Consider the following 18,875-nt stretch of genomic DNA (forward strand, 5'->3'; position numbering starts at 1 on the left):
CGGTGGCCGTCTACGTCGACGATGCCGTGCACCTGTGGCGCGACCAGCGCTGGGCGCACCTGCTCGGCGATACCTTGGACGAGCTGCATGCAATGGCGGCGCGGCTGGGCATTCCCCGCCGCGCCTTCCAGAACAAACTCAGCGGCGCGCACTACGACGTGCCCGCCCCGCTACGCACCGAGGCGATCTCCCTCGGCGCCATCGCCATCTCCCGCCACACCGACCGCGCCCTGCTCAAGGCGCTGATCGCCAATGCGCGCGCGCAGGCCCGGGGGGAGGTGCCTTGAGGAGGCGGGGATTGGGGAGTTGGGAATCGGGATCGTAAAAGCGGTGGCTGCGGCCTGATTGGTAACTGCGCCTGATCGGTGGGTGTCGCCAGTTGCATGCCCGAGTACCAGACCGCAATGACGTCACGCTTGTGTAGGAGCGCGCTTGCGCGCGATGAGGCGTTACCGGGAGAGCTTCATCGCGCGCAAGCGCGCTCCTACGCGGCAGGTCTTCCGGCCTGATGCCTTCGACTGCAAGGCTTGCCCACGCACGCGCGTCGGAGCAGCAACCATCCAGAACGCAGCGACATCACGCTTGTGTAGGAATGCGCTTGCGCGCGATGGGCGTTATCGGGAGAGCTTCATCGCGCGCGAGCGCGCTCCTACGAAACAGGCCTTCCGGCCTGGATGCGTTCGACTGCAAGGCTTGCCCACGCACGCACGCACGCGGGTCGGAGCAGAACCATACAGACCGCAGTGACATCACGCTTGTGTAGGAGCGCGCTTGCGCGCGATGAGGCGTTACCGGGAGAGCTTCATCGCGCGCGAGCGCGCTCCTACGCGGCATGTCTTCCGGCCTGATGCCTTCGACTGCCGGGCTTTCCCATGCACGCACGCGCGTCGGAGCAACAACACAGACCGCAGGTGACATCACGCTTGTGTAGGAGCGCGCTTGCGCGCGATGGGGCGTTATCGGGAGAGCTTCATCGCGCGCGAGCGCGCTCCTACGAGACGGGTCTTCCGGCCTGAGGCCTTCGATTGCCGGCTTGCCCACGCACGCACGCGCATCAGGGCAACGACCATCCAAACCGCAGCGACATCACGCTTGTGTAGGAGCGCGCTTGCGCGCGATGGGGCGTTACCGTGAGGACTTCATCGCACGCGAGCGCGCTCCTACGCGGCAGTTCTTCCGGCCTGATGCCTTCGACTGCCGGGCTTTCCCACGCACGCACGCGCGTCGGGGCAACAACCATCCAGACTGCAGTGACCTGCGCTCCTACGCGGCGTTTGTGGCGGTCTTCGTGGATGCTCGGCATGCTTGCCACATCACCCAACTAGCCCCCCCCCCCAAAGGCGTCGCGCCGCTGCACAGCCTGCATGACCCAGCGCCAGGCCACGCTTCCACTCCCCGCCACAGCGCGCGTCCCTAAGCGCCCCACACTGCAACAGCCCCCGGGGACCGCTCTTGCGAATCCCCACTCCCGAATCCCCAATCCCAGCCCTCAGAACGCCTCATTCCCCAGCCGCACTTCCACGTCCATCAACGAGGTCAGTGCCAGCATCGCGTCGTCGTCGCGGCTGAGCGCGATCCAGCCGGCGTAGGCGTCGCCGCCGGTGTTCCAGTTCCACAGCGAATACCCGTGCTCGCGCAGGCGGTCGAAGGCCACCGCCATCAGGTCGGGTACGCCCAGGCCGTTGGCGAAGTCTTCGTCATCCAGGTCGCCGCCCCAGTCGATGCGCAGGTTCCAGCGCGAACTGAGCTCGTCGATGGCAGCGATGAACGAATCGGTGTCCTTCCAGTCGACGTAAAACCCCGAGCGCCAGTCGATGGCGTCCTTCAGCGCCCACAGCCAGGCATCGTCTTCGTCGTCCTCGTCCGCCTCGGCCTGCGCTTCGCGCCAGGCGTCGAACTGGCCCAGCGCGGTTTCTTCGTCGCCGGGATTGATCAGCACCAGCAGGTTCCAGACCCGCCCAGGATGATCGTCGACGTCATCGGCCTCCTCCAGATCGGAGGGCAGGCCGTCGTCGTCTTCGTAATCGGCGCTGTTGTCGGGCATGGCGGGGTCTCACAGAAAGATTCAGCGTGAAGTGTGCCGCCTGACGCGCGCCATGCAAACCGTTACGCCGCCCGCGGCCACCTGCAGGGGGCTGGTCATCGCCGCGCAGGCCCGTATCCTGTGCGGCCGAAGACGGTCATCCCGGTCGTCATGACGCCCTTTCCCATGAGCGATACCCCTCCCGATCATCTGGCCATCGATGCACGCAGCCCGTTTCACGATGCCGACGCCCTGAGCCGCGGTGTTGGCGTGCGCTTCAACGGCATCGAGCGCGACAACGTCGAGGAGTATTCGATCAGCGAAGGCTGGATCAAGGTCCAGGCCGGCAAGGCGCGCGATCGCCGCGGCAATCCGATGACCATGAAGGTCAAGGGCGAGGTGGTGGCCTATTACCTGGACACCAAGAGCGACGCCAAGCCTGCTGCCGAGTAAGCGCGGCTGACAAACCCACGTCACGCCAGGCGACGACAGGCCGGCTAATCAGCGCACTAGGTACAGGGCTCACCCGCCCACCGTCGCGGGAGACGCTGTCCGCACGTCCATGTCGGCGCTACGCGGCATCCATGCCGCGTCAGGTCCCGCGACGGTTAGCGGGCGAGGACCAGTCACGATGGTCGGTATGCATGGCTTTCAACGAAGCAACCAGCAGACGTTCTGGTGCGGTGCCCTCGACCCACTCAGCGTTTGGTCTGGACTTCCGACGCGTTTGACCTGAACTTCCGTCGGCATCCAATGGCCGGTGTGCATGGCTTTCAACGAACCAGCCAGCAGACGTTCTGGTGAGGGCACCGCGCCCTCGACCCACTCAGCGTTTGATCCGGACTTCCGACGCGTTTGACCCGGACTTCCGACGGCATCCATCAAAATGCGGCCGACAAAACCACTGCACTCACGCCTCACGCCTTGAGCCGATACCCACTGCGGAAGATCGCCGCGACCACGCCCAGGCACACCAGCAGGAACAGGAAGGTCATGCCGGTACTCACCGCGATGTGCACGTCTGCCTTGCCGTAGAAGCTCCAGCGGAACCCGCTGATCAGGTAGACCACCGGGTTGAACAAGGTGACCTTCTGCCAGATCGGCGGCAGCATGTTGATCGAGTAGAAGCTGCCGCCCAGGAAGGTCAGCGGCGTCACCACCATCAACGGGATCACCTGCAATTTTTCGAAGCCGTCGGCCCAGATGCCGATGATGAAACCGAACAGGCTGAAGGTCAGCGCGGTGAGCACCAGAAAGCCCAGCATCCACACCGGGTGCGCGATCTCGTAAGGCACGAACAGCCGCGCAGTGAGCAGGATCAGCAAGCCCAGCATCACCGACTTGGTCGCCGCCGCGCCCACATAGCCGATCACGATCTCCCACCACGCCACCGGTGCGGACAACACCTCGTAGATGGTGCCGGCCCAGCGCGGCATGTAGATGCCGAACGAGGCGTTGGAGATGCTTTCGTTGAGCAGCGACAGCATCACCAGCCCGGGGATGATGAAGGCGCCGTAGCTGATGCCGTCGATAGCGCCCATGCGCGAGCCGATCGCCGCACCGAATACCACGAAATACAACGAGGTCGACAACACCGGCGAGGCAATCGACTGGGTGAGCGTGCGGAACGCGCGCGCCATTTCGAAGCGGTAGATCGCACCGATCGCATGCAGGTTCATGCGCGCACCTCCGCGTTGCGTGCGCCATGCACCAGGTTGACGAAGATCTCTTCCAGCGAACTCTCGCTGGAATGCAGGTCCTTGAAGTCGATGCCCTGCTCGTTGAGCCGGCGCAGCAGCGCACCGATGCCGGTCTGCTCGGCCTGAGTGTCGAAGGTGTAGATCAGGCTGCTGCCATCGGCGGACAGTTCCAGCGGCAGGTCGGCAAGCGGTGCGGGAATCACCTGCAGCGGCGCCTGCAGGCTCAAGCTGAGCTGCTTCTTGCCGAGCTTGCGCATCAGCGTGTGCTTGTCTTCCACCAGCACCAATTCGCCGCGGTTGATGACACCGACCCGGTCGGCCATGTCTTCGGCTTCTTCGATGTAATGGGTGGTCAGGATCACCGTGGTGCCCTGCTCGCGCAGCCGCCGCACCATCTGCCACATGTCGTGGCGCAGTTCCACGTCCACGCCGGCGGTGGGTTCGTCCAGGAACAGGATGCGTGGCTCGTGCGCCAGCGCCTTGGCGATCAGCACGCGCCGCTTCATGCCGCCGGACAGGGTGGAGATCTTGCTGTTGCGCTTGTCCCACAACGACAGCTGGCGCAGCACCGACTCCAGATATTGCGGGTTGGCCGGCTTGCCGAACAGGCCGCGGCTGAAGTGCACCGTGGCCCACACGGTTTCGAACGCATCGGTGGCCAGCTCCTGCGGCACCAGCCCGATGCTGGCACGCGCGGCGCGGTAGTCGCGCACGATGTCGTGGCCATCGGCCAGCACGGTGCCGGTGCTTGGATTGACCAGCCCGCAGATGATGCTGATCAAGGTGGTCTTGCCGGCGCCGTTGGGGCCGAGCAATGCAAAGATCTCACCGCGCTGGATGTCCAGATCCACACGTTTGAGCGCCTGGAAACCTCCGGCGTAGGTCTTGCTGAGTCCCTGGATGGAAACGATCGGAGTCATTGGGTTCTGCACTGGAACGATCAGCGTCACAGGGTAGGCCGTGCGCCATGAAGATGGGAGGCGTAAAGATGGGATGGTGTCTCCCGACCGTTGTCAGCGCGTGCCTGTGCATAGCGAACGCAGCCGTTGGAGTGCGTGTCGCGAATGGCCGATGTGAGATGCACGCGCGCATCTGTGCGGGAGAAGTTTCACCGGGACGGCTCCATCGCGCGCGAGCGCGCTCCTACGCAGCCAGAGCCGCACTGCCGCGCTGGGTTTTACGCTTATCGATTCTCGATTCCCGATCGACCGGCTTCACCGAGAGAGCCCCATCGCGCGCAAGCGCGCTCCTACGCAGCAGAGGCAGCAGCGCCGCCCCGGCTTCTACGATTCCCCACTCCCAATTCCCAATTCCCGCGCGCCGCAGGCGCGCTCACGCCCGCTTTCGCGACTCGATCAGATCCAGATTGCGCACCAGCCGGCGCGACAGGTCGTCGGAGATCTCGCGGCGGCGGGCGAGCTTGAACAGCTCGTTGCGCTCGGCCACCAGCGCGGCGTGGCGGAATTGGCGCAGTGCCTGTTCGAAGGCGCCCGCCTCTTCCGGGTCGGTTTCGGCCATGTCCACCGCGCCCAGCTTGCGCTGATAGCGCTGGCTGACCTGGTTGGCGGCGGCGTTGTAGCGCTCGGCATGCGCGCTGTCTTCCACCAACCGCTGGCGCAGTTTTTCCACCGCCTCCAGCGCCGCCTGCGAAGCGGCCTTCACCGCCAGGTCTTCCTTCAGCTGCTCGTCTTCTTCCTCGGGCAACTCCAGGCCACGCAGCAGGCGCGGCAACGCCACGCTGGCCACCAGCAGCGACACCAGGATCACCGAGGCGGCCAGAAAGATCGCCAGCTGCCGGGCCGGGAACGGCGAGCCGTCTTCCAGCACCAGCGGCAGCGTGAGCACGCCGGCCAGGGTGATCGCGCCGCGCACGCCGGCCAGCGACACCGCCACCACGATCCGCCATGGCGGGCTCACATGCGCCTCGCCACGCCGCTGCGCCTTGAAGAGGTTCCAACGCAGCGACAGGAACACCCACACAAAGCGCAGCGCCATCAGGCTGGCGCTGATGGTGGCCACGTAGACCGCCAGCCACCACGGATTGAGGTGCCCGGCTTCCTGCACGCTGCGCACCGCACCGTCCAGGATGCCCGGCAGCTGCTCGCCCAGCAGCACGAAGATGATGCCGTTGAAGGTGAACTGCACCGTGTCCCACACCGCCGAGCGCTGCAGGCGCATGTTGCCCGGCGCGTTGCCGGCCATTTCCACGTAGCTCATGGTGATGCCGGCGGCCACGGCCGCCAGGATGCCCGAGGCGTGGAAGGCTTCGGCCAGCAGGTAGGCGGCAAAGGGCGTCAGCAGGTTGACCAGGATCGCCGAACCGGGTTCTTCGCCGAAGTGGCGCCAGATCCAGGCCTGGATGCGGCTCAACCCGAAGGTGGTCGCCACGCCCAGGCCCAGGCCGGCCAGTGCCACCCACAGGAAGGTCAGCGATGCGGTCGCCACCGAGAAGGTGCCGGTGAGCACCGCAGCCACCGCAAACTGGAAACACACCAGGCCGGAGGCATCGTTGAGCAGCGACTCGCCTTCCAGGATGTGCATCAGTCGCTTGGGAATCTGCACCTTGGAGGCGATCGACGACACCGCCACCGGGTCGGTCGGCGAGATGATCGCCGCCAGCGCGAACGCCACCGCCAGCGGCATCGCCGGGATCAGCCAGTGGATCAGCAGGCCCGCCCCGACCACGGTGAACACCACCAGCCCCAGCGCCAGTTCGAGGATGGCCGCCTTGTCGCGGAACAGGCCTTGTTTGGGAATGCGCCAGCCATCCAGGAACAGCAGCGGCGGCAGGAACAGCAGGAAGAACAACTCCGGTTCCAGCTCGTGTCCGGCATCGAACACACCGGAGACCACCGCGCCGAGCGCGATCTGGACCAACGGCAAGGGCAACGAGAACGGCAGGATGCGGATCAGGTAACCGCTGGCCGCGACCGCCAGCAACATGGCGAGGACGACATCAATCGAATGCATGCAAAACCCAGAAAAAAATCGGCCGCGGCGCGGCAAGGCATGTGGCACCGCAACACGGCACCGATGATGGAACATACCGCGTTTGCGCGCGGGGGTGGAACCGCCGCAGCGCAAGGCCTGCCGGCTACACTCGGCAGCAGACGATTGCGAGGACGCGCCGATGCAGTTTCTGTTGCTGGTCTATCTGGATGCCACCTTGCTGGATACGCTGCCGGATGGAGAGGCCGACAGCATGATGCGGCACTGCTTCGCCAACGCCGATGTCATGCACCAGCAAGGCCAGCTGCTGCAGGCGCAACAACTGGAGCCGGCGACCACCGCACGCAGCGTGCGCGTACGTAGCGGCGCGGTCCGCGTAAGCGATGGGCCGTTTGCCGAAACCAAGGAAGTGCTGGGCGGCTTCAACCTGATCGAGGCCGCCGACATGGACGAGGCGTTGCGCATCGCGGCCACCTTCCCCTGGGCGGCCACCGGCTGTATCGAAGTGCGCCCGGTCCGCGACATGCATGCGGTGCGGCGACAGGTGGGCGCGCCGGCCGGCGATCTCAGCGTGCAGCGGCATAACGTTTCTGTCACGAGTCCGAACGCAAGCGGAAATGTCGACGCGGCGTGATGCATCCGCCCCGGAGTGGCCGGCGTATTGAAGCGTACGGTTGCCATCCAGGCGATCGTCCACTCAAAGGATCGCTGTCCATGAAGACGTCTCTCCAGTCGCTTGCCATTGCCACCGCCATTGCCCTGTCCAGCGCCGTTGCGCCGGTCTACGCCGCCTCCAACCCCATGGTGGGTGGCGCACCGATGCTGGTCACCAAGGACATTGTCGACAACGCCGTCAATTCCAAGGACCACACCACCCTGGTTGCCGCAGTAAAGGCGGCCGGCCTGGTCGACACGCTCAAGGGCCCGGGCCCGTTCACCGTGTTCGCGCCCACCAATGCCGCGTTTGCCGCACTGCCGGCCGGCACCGTGGACACGCTGCTCAAGCCCGAATCCAAGCCCACGCTGACCAAGGTGCTGACCTACCACGTGGTGGCCGGCAAGGTGGACGCCGCCTCGCTGATCGCCAAGATCAAGGCCGGCGGCGGTAGCGCCACGCTCACCACCGTGCAGGGCGAGCCGCTCACTGCAAAGCTCAACGGCAAGAAGGTCACCCTGACCGATGCCAAGGGCAACACCGCCACCGTCACAACGGCCGACGTCATGCAGAGCAATGGCGTGATCCACGTGATCGACAAGGTGCTGATGCCGTAATCGGCATGCCTGTGCGGCTGATCACCGCTGCTTGCCAGCGGTGATCGATCACGCGCACAGGCGGTTTTTTTCAGAGCGCGTTGCACTGCTTCATGTAGGAGCGCCCCGGCACGCGTGACGCGTCACTGGGATGCCTGATTGCGTGCTGGGGCGCTCCTACGCCTGTGCAGGCCTGTGACATGCGGCACCGTTGTGACGTCCAGTCGCTTCAGGTGCACCTCTCGCAGGCTGCGACATCACCGCGAAGCGGCGGTGACGGAACGGCCGGTATTCACGCCGTTCCCTTGGTGTCGTTCGAACTGCGACACCGTGCGCGTGCGTTTGCACGCGCATTTTTTTTGCGCCGACACCGGCAACTACGCCGGCGGTGCCTGCAACAGCTGGCCCAGATCCGCGACAAATCCGCGGTAGCCGGCGTCGCGCGCCGACGGCGTGCCCTGCCGCAAGACCCAGGATGGATGCACCGTGGCCAGCACCGGTGTGCCATCGTCCAAACGCTGCCATTGCCCGCGTTCCTGCATCAAGCGAAAGCCCGGCCCCAATACCGCCTGCGCCGCCGTCGCGCCCAGGCACACAATCTGTGCGGGCCGCAGCTGCGCACGCTCGGCCTGTAACCAGCCATTGCACGCCTGCACATGGCTGCGTTCGGGATTGCGATGCAAGCGGCGCTTGCCGCGTTGCTCGAAACGGAAATGCTTCACCGCATTGGTGACATAGAAACGCTGCCGATCGATCCCCAGCTCACCGAGTGCCTGATTGAACAAGCGCCCGGCCGGGCCCACAAACGGCCGCCCGCTCAGATCCTCTTCGTCGCCCGGCTGCTCGCCGATCACCATCACCGCCGCGTCGTCCGGCCCTTCGCCGAACACCGTCTGTGTTGCCGGCTGCCATAGGTCGCAGCGCCGGCAATCGCGCGCGGCCACGCGCAGCTGCGCAAGACTCTGCGCAGCCACGGCTGGTAGCGCCGCAGGCGCTGCCGGCACCCGTCGCCGCACCGGCTCGGGCGCGCGTTCAGCCATCTCGCGCACACGCACGCCGGCCTCGCGGATCAGCTCCGGCAGCAGCGTGGCCTCGGGCAGGTTCTTCCAGTATTTCTGCGGCATTTCCTGCCGCATCATGGTGGGATTGAGCCGCGCCGGATTGAAGATGTGCGCGTAGTAGGTCCGCCACAGCGTTTCCTGCGCATCGTCGGCGGGCACCTGGTTGCGCGCCGCGCCCTCGCCAAACGTCAACGCTTCGCCATCCCAGCGCACGCTGCGGTACGGCGTGAGAATCGCCCAACGCATGCCGGCAAACCGCCGCGCAAAGAACGGCGCCACGCGGTCCAGGATCCAGTGTTCGGGCTCGAACCAGGCCACGAATTCTTCTTCCTCACCCGGCAAGCGCCGGAAGCGCACAAAGGCCTTCATCTTGTGCGAATCGCGCTGCACGGCCTTCTGCCACTGCATCACCCGATGCACATCCACATCGGTGGCCCGCTCCAGCAACGCCCGCTCACCGGACGCAATCCGCCACAACAACCGGTACAGCACCGCATGCCGCTGCACATCGCGATGGCACAACACCGCCGACGCCAGCTGCAGAAACTCCGCAGACACCCGCGGCCCCGCCACCACCGCCGGCAAATCCAGCACCCCCTGCCCCATCAACAACCCACCCTGCGCGCCCCCATTCCAGTCCATCGCATCCGGCCCCACCTGCGCACACCACCCCGCCCGCGCCAACGCACGCCACGCATCAAGACTCCAACCTGGCTCAACTTCAGCGCTGAACATCGCTTGCACCTGACCTCAAGATTTCCGATTTCGCCAGCGCTCTACTGGCAGCACTCTCGTCGCGTTGTTGCGATTTTTTCGCGGGCTTTTGCGGTTATTGCTGCTACTGATACGGCTGATTGCTTGTTGCGTGTCGCGTGTCGCGTGTCGCGTGTCGCGTGTCGCAGGTGATTTTGCTTCACCAAGTCGCCTTGGAGCGAGCCGCGCACCGCAGCCATGCGTGGCCGAAGAGGCGCCCTGTCTGAGCGCAGCGAGTTTGGGCGCCGTGCCGCGTATGGCGAGGAGCACAGGGCAATGGTGCGGCTGTATCGCACCGGATCACGTCAGGCGAAATGGTTGTGGTGACTTTTGCCGAAACAAAAGTGACTCGCGCCGACAGGCGCGAAAGCTCTGCACTTAATGAGTCGAACAAGACACAAGCACCCATGATCGCGCGCAACCGTACCCTCATCCGCCCTTCGGGCACCTTCTCCCGACGGGAGAAGGGACCGGCGTCAATCGAACAAACTTGCCTGCCGCGGCGCAGGCGCCAACTGCGCCCGCAACCGCGCTGGATCATCCAACCGCTGCCGCGGATGATGATCCAGCACACTCACAAACGGCAGCAGCTTCTTCATCGGCACCCGCAACCGCGCCAGATCTCCCACCCGCAACCGCGCATGCCGCCGCGACAACAACAACCGCTCTACATTGCGCGTGCCCAGGCCCGGCACCCGCAACAACATCTCGCGCGGCGCCTGATTCAAGTCCACAGGAAACCGCTCCGGATTGCGCAGCGCCCAGGCCAGCTTCGGGTCAACGTCCAGGTCCAGCATGCCGCTGGACTGCGACGGCGCGATTTCTTCCACGCTGAATTCGTAGAAACGCAGCAACCAATCGGCCTGATACAGCCGATGCTCGCGTTGCAGCGGCGGTGCCTGCAGCGGCAGCTTGGAGGAGGCATCCGGGATCGGGCTGAAGGCCGAGTAATACACCCGGCGCATCCGGTAATTGCCGTAAAGATTGTGGCTGGTGTCCAGGATGCTGCGATCGTTGGCACCGTCGGCACCCACAATCATCTGCGTGCTCTGCCCGGCCGGCGCAAACCTGGGCGGCTTGGCGCGGCGCACTTTCTCGGCCTTGCGCTCCAGCTGGTTTTCTTCGATGCGCCAGCGTAGCTCACCCATCGCTGCGCGGATGCCGCCTACGCTCTTTTCCGGCGCCAGCTGGGTCAGCCCCTGCTCGGTCGGCAATTCGATATTGATGCTCAGACGATCGGCGTAGCGGCCGGCGGCGGCCAGCAATTCCGGCGACGCATCGGGGATGGTCTTGAGGTGGATGTAACCGGCGAAGTGATGCTCTTCGCGCAGCTGCCGCGCCACTTCCACCAACTGCTCCATGGTGTAGTCGGAATTGCGGATGATGCCGCTGGACAGGAACAGTCCTTCGATGTAATTGCGCTTGTAGAAATCCAGCGTGAGCGTCACCACTTCTTCCGGCGTGAAGCGCGCGCGGCGCACGTTGCTAGACACCCGATTGACGCAGTACGCACAATCGAACACGCAGAAGTTGGTGAGCAGGATCTTCAGCAGCGACACGCAGCGGCCGTCGGGCGTGTACGAGTGGCAGATGCCCATGCCCTCGGTACTGCCGATGCCCCCGGTGCCGAGCGAATTGCGCTTGTTGGCGCCACTGGAGGCGCAGGACGCGTCGTACTTGGCGGCGTCGGCGAGGACAGCGAGCTTGTCGAGGAGTTTCACCCAGACAGCATGCCGGTTTGCGTCTCACTCCGTGAGACTGGCGCCCTGAGCCGGTGAACCCTTCAGGGCTGGCGCGCCATGCAGCGCGCCGCGCCTGTTCACCTCATGCGGCATCACCGTGATGCGGCCCTGCGTGAAGCCCGCCGCTCACGCATCGCGGCGCGGCACTTGGTAACGATGGCCATGCGGCAGCCATCCAACCACTGAGTCGATCTCATGAACAGCACCCCCGCACGCCCGATTACGCAGCCACCGGTTGGTCCACCGCCGGCGCACCATCGAAGCGGTAGATATCCATGCCGATCAGGCCCTGATCGATGCCGGCGTCGATGCGCTGCGCACCGAGCCGGTCGCCACCGGCCGCGCCCATCGCCACGTACAACGGCAACAGATGCTCGTCGGTGGGATGCGCACGCGCGGCGTGCGGTGCCTGGCGCCGGTAATCGAGCAACGCGGGTACGTCGTCGTCGGCCAGCCTGCGCTCGGTCCAATCGATGAACGGGCGCACATACGGCGCCTCGCGCTCGGCGCTATAGCCCTGGTGCAGGTCGTGCAGGTTGTGGGTGATGCTGCCCGAGCCGATCACCAGCACGCCTTCCGCACGTAGCGGCGCCAGCGCGCGACCCACCGCAAACTGGTGGGCCGGGCCCAGTTCCGGCTGGATCGACAGCGGCACCACCGGGATGTCGGCCTGCGGGTAGAGCATGCGCAGCGGCACCCAGATGCCGTGGTCGAGGCCGCGCTGCGGGTCCTGATGCGGATGCAGGCCGGCCAGTTCCAGCAGGCGCGTCACCTGCTGCGCCAACGCCGGGGCACCCGGCGCCGGATACTCGATCTCGTACAACGGCGGCGGGAAACCGCCGAAATCGTGAATGGTGACGGGTTTGGAGGCAGCACCCACCAGCGGCCGCCGTGCCAACCAGTGCGCGCTGGCCACCACGATCGCGCGCGGGCGCGGCAGGCCCTGCGCCAGCGCGGCCAGTTGCGTCCCCAGCTCGCCCGGCCGCAGCGCGGTCATGGGCGAGCCATGCGAGATGTACAGCGAGGGCAGGACGGACATGGGCGAACTCCGGGGCGGCGCCGGTATGGCAGCCAAGGTGCACAGGGTATGCGGTGCAAAAATCGGATAAACCGCGCCAATTCGGATAATTTATTGCGACTACGGCAACAATCGACCGCCAATGGATACCCTGGATGCAATGCGCGTGTTCGTGGCGGTAGCCGAGCGCAGCGGTTTCAGCGCCGCCGCCGATGCACTGGACCGCTCCACTGCCAACATCACCCGGCAGGTGGCCGCGCTGGAACAACGGCTGGGCACCCGCCTGCTCAACCGCACCACCCGGCGGGTCAGCCTGACCAGCGCCGGCACCGCCTATTACCAGCGCTGCCTGCAGCTGCTGGCCGACCTGGACGACCTGGAAGCCACGGTGGGCGCGCAGGCGCTGGCGCCATCCGGGCTGCTGCGGGTCAACGCGCCGGTGAGTTTCGGCATCGTGCAGTTGGCCGCCTTGCTGCCCGGCTTCCGCGCGCGTTTCCCGCAGGTGGAACTGGACCTGTCGCTGTCCGACCGCCTGGTGGACATGGTCGAAGAAGGCTTCGATGTCGCGCTGCGCATCACCCGCCAGCCCGCGCCCACCCTGATTGCCCGGCAGCTGGGCACGGTGCGACTGGTGCCCTGCGCGGCCCCGGCCTATCTGGCACGCGCAGGCACCCCGCAGCATCCGGCCGACCTGGCCGGCCACGAATGCCTGCTGTATCACTACGCGCCCACCGGCGACGATGTGCGCTTTCACGGGCCCGACGGCGATATCGACGTGCGCCTGCGCGGTGGCCTGCGCGCCAACAACGGCCACGTGCTGAGCGCGGCCGCAGTGGCTGGCCAGGGGGTGGTGATCCAGCCGGATTTCCTCGCCGACGAGCACATCGCTGCCGGCCGCCTGGTGCGCATCCTGCCCGACTACCACCTGGCCGACATCGGCATCTATGCGGTGTACACCAGCCGCAGCCACCTGGCGCCGAAGGTGCGCAGCTTCATCGACTACCTGGTGGAACACATCGGCGACCCAGCCCCGGGCCTGGCGGCCTCGGCAACAGTTCGTCCCGCCCGCGGTCATTAATCTGCACGCTGGCGCGTGCTTCCATGGGCGCTTCCCTTAACCCAGGAGTGCACATGACCAAGATCGCCATCGTCTATTTCAGTGGCTACGGCCATACCGTCAAGCAGGCCGAGGCTGTGCACGCCGGTGCCGCCAGCGTTGGCGAGGCCACGCTGTACCGCATCGACCAGGACGGCAACCTGCCCGACGAGGCCTGGGAAGCGATCGGCGCGGCCGATGCCATCATCTACGGCAGCCCCACCTACATGGGCGGGCCGGCCTGGCAGTTCAAGAAGTTCGCCGATGTCAGTTCCAAGCCGTGGTTCACGCAGGCGTGGAAGGACAAGGTCGCCGCCGGCTTCACCAACTCGGCCTCGGTGAACGGCGACAAGTACGCCACCATCCAGTACTTCTGGACCCTGTCGCAGCAGCATGGCCAGGTCTGGGTCGGCACCGGCCTGCCGCCGTCCAACACCAAGGCGCACGGCCCGCAGGACATCAACTGGACCGCCGGCTGGGGCGGTGCACTGGCCATCTCGCCCTCGGACGCATCGCCGGAGGAAGCACCGCGCAGCGGCGATCTGGAAACCGCAAAGTTGCTCGGCAAGCGCGTGGCTGACATCGCCGCCAAGCTCAAGGGCTGATCCAGTGCAGGGCCAGACATGTGCTGTGTGCATGCCTGGCCTTGCGCGCAGTCCGTTGCGGCGTTGATTGCGGCGCTGCGCGCAGGTTGTGACGTTGTAAGTGCGGGTGGTCGCGCGTCGCGCGGTAGCCGGCCTGCAGGCGGAGCATTGCAGTTGTTGTGCACGTGCGCCGCAGCAGTCAATGGTACGCAAACGAGAAATGCACGGTGTCGCTGTAGACCAATGGCGCTGCTGCGTCGTGGTCGTTGCGGACTTGACGCATTTCGATCGCGAAAGGTCGCCACCGCACACTGCCGTTCGACCTCTGCCGCATTGATCGCACCTCACGCCCCCACAACCGCAACACCAGGGGCGCAGCGCGCGCATGCCGCTCAGCGGTCACCACACGCACCTGATTGACACCCGCATCGCATGTCCACGTTGGGCACGCCCGATCAACGGGCCACGCCGCACTAACACCCCGCGCGCGATCCTGCCGCCCTCTCACCCCTGCACGGAGTTTCCCCCACCATGCACACCCGCTCGCTTGGCCGTTCCGGCCCCACCGTTTCCGCCCTGGGCCTCGGCTGCATGGGCATGAGCGCCTTTTATGGCGATCGCAGCGACGAGGCTGGCTCGATCGCGGTGATCCACCGCGCACTCGACCGCGGCATCAGCCTGCTCGATACCGCCGACATGTACGGCCCGCACACCAACGAAGTGCTGGTCGGCAAGGCGATCGCCTCGCGCCGGCATGAAGTGTTCCTGGCCACCAAGTTCGGCATCAAGCTCGATCCCAACGACCCATCCGTGCGCGGCATCGACGGCAGCCCGGCCTACGTGCAGAGCGCGTGCGAGGCCAGCCTGCGCCGCCTGGGCGTGGAGCACATCGATCTGTACTACCAGCATCGCGTGGACCCGAACGTGCCGATCGAAGACACCGTGGGCGCCATGGCGCGCCTGGTCGAACAGGGCAAGGTGCGCTTCCTGGGCCTGTCCGAAGCCGCCGCCGACACCATCCGCCGCGCGCACGCGGTGCACCCGATCACCGCCGTGCAGACCGAATATTCGCTGTGGTCGCGCGAGCCCGAAGACAACGGCGTGTTCGCCACCGTGCGCGAGCTGGGGATCGGATTCGTGCCATATTCGCCGCTGGGGCGTGGCTTCCTGACCGGCGCGTTCGCCTCGCCGGACGACTTCGATGCCGACGACTATCGCCGCCATTCGCCGCGTTTCCAGGGCGAGAACTTCACCCGCAATCTGCAGCTGGTGGAACAGGTCAAGGCGATCGCGACCGACAAGGGCGTCACGCCCGGGCAGCTGGCATTGGCCTGGGTGCTGGCGCAGGGCCAGGACCTGGTGCCGATCCCGGGCACCAAGCGGTTGGCCTATCTGGAAGAAAACATCGCCGCACTGGACGTGGCGCTGATGCCGGACGAGCTCGCCCGCATCGATGCCATCTTTCCGCCCCAGGCAGCGGCAGGCACCCGCTATCCCGAAGCGATGATGGGCGCGGTCAACCGCTGAGCCACACCAAGCGTCCGCAGGCGCTGCGGACGCGTCAGCTCACGCCATGGCCCGCGCATCCCCTGCACACTGCGCGGGTCGTTAGGCCACCGAGTGCAACTGCAATGCTCTCCTGCGTGATTCCCGCCCATGACGAGGCCGCGTTGATCGGGCAGACGCTGCAGTGCCTGCATGCCTGCGCGCAGGCCATGCAACTGGACTACGAAGCCATCGTGGTGGCCGATGCCTGCAGCGACGACACCGCGGCGATCGCGCGTGCCAACGGCGCTAGCGTGATCGAGGTGGAGTTGCGGCACATCGCCGCCACCCGCAATGCCGGCGCCCAGGCCGCCCAAGGTGATCGCCTGCTGTTTCTGGATGCCGATACGCAGGTGAATCCGCAGGTGATGGCCGCCGCGCTTGCGGCACTGGATGCCGGTGCGGTGGGCGGTGGCGCGCGCGTGCACCTGCATGGCAAGCGCGTGTGGGTGGAGCGCATGGCCCAGGCCGTGTTCGGCTGGATCTTCCGGCTCAGCGGCATTGCGCCAGGCTGCTTTTTGTTCTGTACCCGCGCGGCATTCGCCAGCGCCGGCGGCTTCGATACGCGCTACTACGCCGGCGAAGATGTCGCGCTCAGCCGCAGCCTGGCGCGCTGCGGGCGTTTTGTGATCCTGCGCCAGACCGTGCACACCTCCGATCGCAAGCTGCGCAGTTTTTCCAAGCGCGAGCATGTGGGCTTGCTGTTGCGGTTCCTGTGGCGCGGGCGGCGCATGTTGCAGACCCGCGACGCGCTGGGCTTCTGGTATCAACGGCGGCGCTGAACCAGGCGTGTCCGCAAGACCCGTCCTCACGCGAACCACCCGCCAGAGCCAGGACGCGACTGCGCCAGAGACCTACACTGCGAAGTCTGTTCCGGTTTCGAGTTGCACCGCATGGTCTCTTTGCACCGCCCTGTCCTGATCGCCGCCACCATGGCCACGCTGCTGGTCACGACCGCCTGCCACCACGATGGCGGCACCTCGGCGGCGAACAATGCCAGCAAGGCGGCGCCCAGCACTCCGCAACTGGGCGACTTCGGTTTCGATGTGGCCGGCATGGACCGCAGCGTGGCGCCGGGCGACGACTTCTTCGACTACGCCAACGGCACCTGGGTCAAGACCACGCAGATTCCGGAAGACCGCTCCAGCTTCAACAGCTTCACCAGCATCACCGTGAAGACCGAGCAGCACAGCCGCGACATCATCGAAGGCGACGCCGCCAACGACCGCGTCACCGGCGAAGACAAGCAGATTGGCGACTACTACGCCGCCTACATGGACGAGGCCGGCATCGAGGCCAAGGGCGTGAGCCCGGTGCAACCGGCCTTGGATGCCATCGCGCAACTCGAGGACAAGCAAGCCTTGGCGCGCACCCTTGGCGGTCAATTGCGCGCCGATGTGGACCTGCTCAATTCCACCGATTTCTACACCGATCGCCTGTTCGGCTTATGGGTGTCGCAAGACCTGCATCATCCGCAGCGGTATGTGCCGTACCTGGTGCAAGGCGGCCTGGGCATGCCCGAGCGCAGCTTCTATCTGGATGGCGGGCGCATGGCGCAGATGCGCGAGGCGTACCGCGCCTACATCGTCAACGTGCTCGAACTTGCCGGCATTGCCGATGCCGCGCCCAAGGCCGAGCGCATCCTGGCGCTGGAAACCGCCATCGCACGCGTGCATGCCAGTGCCGAGCAAACCAACAACGTGCAGGACGGCGCCAATGCCTGGGCCCAGGCCGACTTCGCGCGCAAGGCACCCGGCCTGGACTGGGGCGCATTTTTCGAAGCCGCCGGGTTGAAGGCACAGCGCGACTTCATCGTCTGGCAGCCGCAGGCGGTGACCGGACTGTCGGCCCTGGTGCAGTCGCAGCCGCTGCAGACCTGGAAGGACTACCTGGGCTTCCGCGCGCTCGACCGCGCTGCGCCGTACCTGTCCAAGCCGTTTGCCGACGCGCGCTTCGGCTTCTATGGCACCACCCTGGAAGGCACCCCACAGCAGCGCCAGCGCTGGAAGCGTGGCATCGACGCCACCAACGCCGCGTTGGGCGAAGCGGTGGGCAAGCGCTACGTGCAGAAATACGTCAGTGCGCAGACCAAGACGCGCGCCGAAGCGATGGCCAAGAACATCATTGCCGCCTTCGGCAAGCGCATCGACGCGCTGGCGTGGATGAGCCCGCAGACCAAGCAGCACGCCAAGGCCAAGATCGCCGGGCTCACCGTGGCCGTGGGCTACCCGGACACCTGGCGCGACTACAGCGCGCTCGAGGTACGGCGCGATGATGCGGTGGGCAATGTCGAACGTGCCGAGCTGTTCGAGTACCGCCGCAACCTGGCCAAGCTGGGCAAGCCGGTGGATCACGGCGAGTGGTACATGCTGCCGCAGGAGGTCAACGCGCTGAATGTGCCGCTGGAAAACCGCCTGATCTTCCCGGCCGCGATCCTGCAGCCGCCGTTCTTCGACCCGGCCGCCGACGATGCGGTGAATTACGGCGCGATCGGCGCGGTGATCGGCCATGAAATCAGCCACAGCTTCGACAACATGGGCGCGCTGTTCGATGAACATGGCGAGCTGCACAACTGGTGGACGCCGCAGGACCTGAAGAAGTTCGAGACCGCCAGCGACGCGCTGGCCGCACAGTTCGGCAGCTACAAACCATTCGAGGATCTGTCGGTCAACGGCAAGCTCACCCTGGGCGAGAACATCGCCGACGTGGCCGGCCTGGCCACTGCCTACGACGCGTATCAGTTGTCGTTGCAGGGCAAGCAGCTCCAGACACTGGACGGGTTTACACCAGACCAGCGCTTCTTCCTGGGCTTTGCACAGGCCTGGCGCGGCAAGTACCGCGACGAGGCACTGCGCAACGCAGTCCTCACCGATGTGCATGCACCCGGGCGCTTCCGCGCGCAGACGGTGCGCAACCTCGACGCCTGGTACCCGGCCTTCGAAGTGACCCAGGGCCAGCAGCTGTATCTGGCGCCGGAGCAGCGCGTCAAAATCTGGTAAGCGCGTTGCGCCCGTGCGCGCCAACCCATCGTAGGCTCTCACCGCCAGACTTCACCAGCGCGCCCCACCCGTAGGAGCGCGCTCGCGCGCGATGGGCGTTACCGACAACGCGTAAGCAGTTGAGAACAAACTGCGCCGCAACTGCAAAGCCTGC

Annotated in this window: 16 protein-coding genes; 9 read left to right on the forward strand and 7 right to left on the reverse strand. The window is 66.0% G+C overall.

Features of this window, described 5'->3' with window-relative positions:
- The first annotated feature begins 2 nt into the window (after positions 1-2).
- The gene (locus tag XCC_RS18940) at positions 3-287 is read left to right on the forward strand and encodes a DUF4031 domain-containing protein (protein WP_019238009.1); all 285 of its coding nucleotides are present in this window, start codon (positions 3-5) and stop codon (positions 285-287) included.
- 1,202 nt (positions 288-1,489) lie between these two features.
- On the opposite strand, the gene XCC_RS18945 is transcribed toward XCC_RS18940, so the two are convergent.
- The gene (locus tag XCC_RS18945) at positions 1,490-2,044 is read right to left on the reverse strand and encodes a DUF6630 family protein (RefSeq protein WP_011038740.1); all 555 of its coding nucleotides are present in this window, start codon (positions 2,042-2,044) and stop codon (positions 1,490-1,492) included.
- A 165-nt stretch (positions 2,045-2,209) separates the two neighbouring features.
- Here XCC_RS18945 and XCC_RS18950 point away from each other — a divergent pair, with 165 nt between their 5' ends.
- Positions 2,210-2,476 carry a DUF3297 family protein gene (locus tag XCC_RS18950; protein ID WP_011038741.1) on the forward strand — a complete coding sequence of 89 codons (267 nt, stop codon included), beginning with the start codon at positions 2,210-2,212 and terminating at the stop codon, positions 2,474-2,476.
- Between the two features lie 464 nt (positions 2,477-2,940).
- On the opposite strand, the gene XCC_RS18955 is transcribed toward XCC_RS18950, so the two are convergent.
- The 3 genes from XCC_RS18955 to XCC_RS18965 form a co-directional block, all read right to left on the reverse strand.
- Complete coding sequence (locus XCC_RS18955) at positions 2,941-3,702, reverse strand: ABC transporter permease (RefSeq protein ID WP_011038742.1); 762 nt, start codon at positions 3,700-3,702, stop codon at positions 2,941-2,943.
- Positions 3,699-4,643, reverse strand: coding sequence for an ABC transporter ATP-binding protein (locus tag XCC_RS18960; RefSeq protein ID WP_011038743.1), 945 nt, complete (start codon positions 4,641-4,643; stop codon positions 3,699-3,701). Before XCC_RS18960 ends, XCC_RS18955 begins: the two co-directional genes overlap by 4 nt.
- Positions 4,644-5,055: 412 nt before the next feature.
- Positions 5,056-6,693 carry a Na+/H+ antiporter gene (locus tag XCC_RS18965; protein WP_011038744.1) on the reverse strand — a complete coding sequence of 546 codons (1,638 nt, stop codon included), beginning with the start codon at positions 6,691-6,693 and terminating at the stop codon, positions 5,056-5,058.
- A gap of 160 nt (positions 6,694-6,853) precedes the next feature.
- Between XCC_RS18965 and XCC_RS18970 the strand changes: the two genes are divergently transcribed.
- Both XCC_RS18970 and XCC_RS18975 read left to right on the forward strand, forming a co-directional pair.
- A complete protein-coding gene (locus tag XCC_RS18970) occupies positions 6,854-7,306 on the forward strand; it encodes a YciI family protein (protein WP_011038745.1) in 453 nt (150 codons plus the stop codon).
- Between the two features lie 80 nt (positions 7,307-7,386).
- Positions 7,387-7,944, forward strand: a complete 558-nt coding sequence (locus tag XCC_RS18975) for a fasciclin domain-containing protein (RefSeq protein ID WP_012439348.1) — start codon at positions 7,387-7,389, stop codon at positions 7,942-7,944.
- A gap of 356 nt (positions 7,945-8,300) precedes the next feature.
- On the opposite strand, the gene XCC_RS18980 is transcribed toward XCC_RS18975, so the two are convergent.
- From XCC_RS18980 to XCC_RS18990, 3 genes are all read right to left on the reverse strand, one after another.
- Positions 8,301-9,719 (reverse strand): UdgX family uracil-DNA binding protein, encoded by a 1,419-nt coding sequence (locus tag XCC_RS18980; RefSeq protein ID WP_029629061.1) that lies wholly within the window; start codon positions 9,717-9,719, stop codon positions 8,301-8,303.
- A 494-nt stretch (positions 9,720-10,213) separates the two neighbouring features.
- The gene (locus tag XCC_RS18985; protein WP_011038748.1) at positions 10,214-11,458 is read right to left on the reverse strand and encodes a putative DNA modification/repair radical SAM protein; all 1,245 of its coding nucleotides are present in this window, start codon (positions 11,456-11,458) and stop codon (positions 10,214-10,216) included.
- 241 nt (positions 11,459-11,699) lie between these two features.
- Positions 11,700-12,518 (reverse strand): DODA-type extradiol aromatic ring-opening family dioxygenase, encoded by an 819-nt coding sequence (locus tag XCC_RS18990; RefSeq protein ID WP_011038749.1) that lies wholly within the window; start codon positions 12,516-12,518, stop codon positions 11,700-11,702.
- A 121-nt stretch (positions 12,519-12,639) separates the two neighbouring features.
- On the opposite strand from XCC_RS18990, the gene XCC_RS18995 reads away from it, so the two are divergent.
- The 5 genes from XCC_RS18995 (at position 12,640) to XCC_RS19015 (ending at position 18,721) form a co-directional block, all read left to right on the forward strand.
- Positions 12,640-13,575 (forward strand): LysR family transcriptional regulator, encoded by a 936-nt coding sequence (locus XCC_RS18995; RefSeq protein ID WP_011038750.1) that lies wholly within the window; start codon positions 12,640-12,642, stop codon positions 13,573-13,575.
- A 53-nt stretch (positions 13,576-13,628) separates the two neighbouring features.
- Positions 13,629-14,198: a flavodoxin family protein gene (locus XCC_RS19000; RefSeq protein ID WP_011038751.1), complete on the forward strand. Its 570-nt coding sequence runs from the start codon at positions 13,629-13,631 to the stop codon at positions 14,196-14,198.
- 510 nt (positions 14,199-14,708) lie between these two features.
- A complete protein-coding gene (locus tag XCC_RS19005) occupies positions 14,709-15,704 on the forward strand; it encodes an aldo/keto reductase (protein ID WP_011038752.1) in 996 nt (331 codons plus the stop codon).
- 104 nt (positions 15,705-15,808) lie between these two features.
- Entirely contained in the window at positions 15,809-16,504 is a 696-nt protein-coding gene (locus tag XCC_RS19010) for a glycosyltransferase (RefSeq protein WP_011038753.1), read from the forward strand.
- A 111-nt stretch (positions 16,505-16,615) separates the two neighbouring features.
- Entirely contained in the window at positions 16,616-18,721 is a 2,106-nt protein-coding gene (locus XCC_RS19015) for a M13 family metallopeptidase (RefSeq protein ID WP_019238014.1), read from the forward strand.
- Positions 18,722-18,875: the final 154 nt, after the last annotated feature.

This window comes from Xanthomonas campestris pv. campestris str. ATCC 33913, assembly GCF_000007145.1.
Taxonomy (GTDB): domain Bacteria; phylum Pseudomonadota; class Gammaproteobacteria; order Xanthomonadales; family Xanthomonadaceae; genus Xanthomonas; species Xanthomonas campestris.

Excerpts from the sequence above, each read along its gene's own strand:
- XCC_RS18980 (WP_029629061.1), bottom strand. The coding sequence starts at position 9,719 with ATGTTCAGCGCTGAAGTTGAGCCAGGTTGGAGTCTTGATGCGTGGCGT.
- XCC_RS18975 (WP_012439348.1), top strand. The coding sequence starts at position 7,387 with ATGAAGACGTCTCTCCAGTCGCTTGCCATTGCCACCGCCATTGCCCTG.
- XCC_RS18955 (WP_011038742.1), bottom strand. The coding sequence starts at position 3,702 with ATGAACCTGCATGCGATCGGTGCGATCTACCGCTTCGAAATGGCGCGC.
- XCC_RS19010 (WP_011038753.1), top strand. The coding sequence starts at position 15,809 with ATGCTCTCCTGCGTGATTCCCGCCCATGACGAGGCCGCGTTGATCGGG.
- XCC_RS19000 (WP_011038751.1), top strand. The coding sequence starts at position 13,629 with ATGACCAAGATCGCCATCGTCTATTTCAGTGGCTACGGCCATACCGTC.
- XCC_RS18995 (WP_011038750.1), top strand. The coding sequence starts at position 12,640 with ATGGATACCCTGGATGCAATGCGCGTGTTCGTGGCGGTAGCCGAGCGC.
- XCC_RS19015 (WP_019238014.1), top strand. The coding sequence starts at position 16,616 with ATGGTCTCTTTGCACCGCCCTGTCCTGATCGCCGCCACCATGGCCACG.
- XCC_RS18990 (WP_011038749.1), bottom strand. The coding sequence starts at position 12,518 with ATGTCCGTCCTGCCCTCGCTGTACATCTCGCATGGCTCGCCCATGACC.
- XCC_RS18945 (WP_011038740.1), bottom strand. The coding sequence starts at position 2,044 with ATGCCCGACAACAGCGCCGATTACGAAGACGACGACGGCCTGCCCTCC.
- XCC_RS19005 (WP_011038752.1), top strand. The coding sequence starts at position 14,709 with ATGCACACCCGCTCGCTTGGCCGTTCCGGCCCCACCGTTTCCGCCCTG.
- XCC_RS18970 (WP_011038745.1), top strand. The coding sequence starts at position 6,854 with ATGCAGTTTCTGTTGCTGGTCTATCTGGATGCCACCTTGCTGGATACG.
- XCC_RS18950 (WP_011038741.1), top strand. The coding sequence starts at position 2,210 with ATGAGCGATACCCCTCCCGATCATCTGGCCATCGATGCACGCAGCCCG.
- XCC_RS18965 (WP_011038744.1), bottom strand. The coding sequence starts at position 6,693 with ATGCATTCGATTGATGTCGTCCTCGCCATGTTGCTGGCGGTCGCGGCC.
- XCC_RS18960 (WP_011038743.1), bottom strand. The coding sequence starts at position 4,643 with ATGACTCCGATCGTTTCCATCCAGGGACTCAGCAAGACCTACGCCGGA.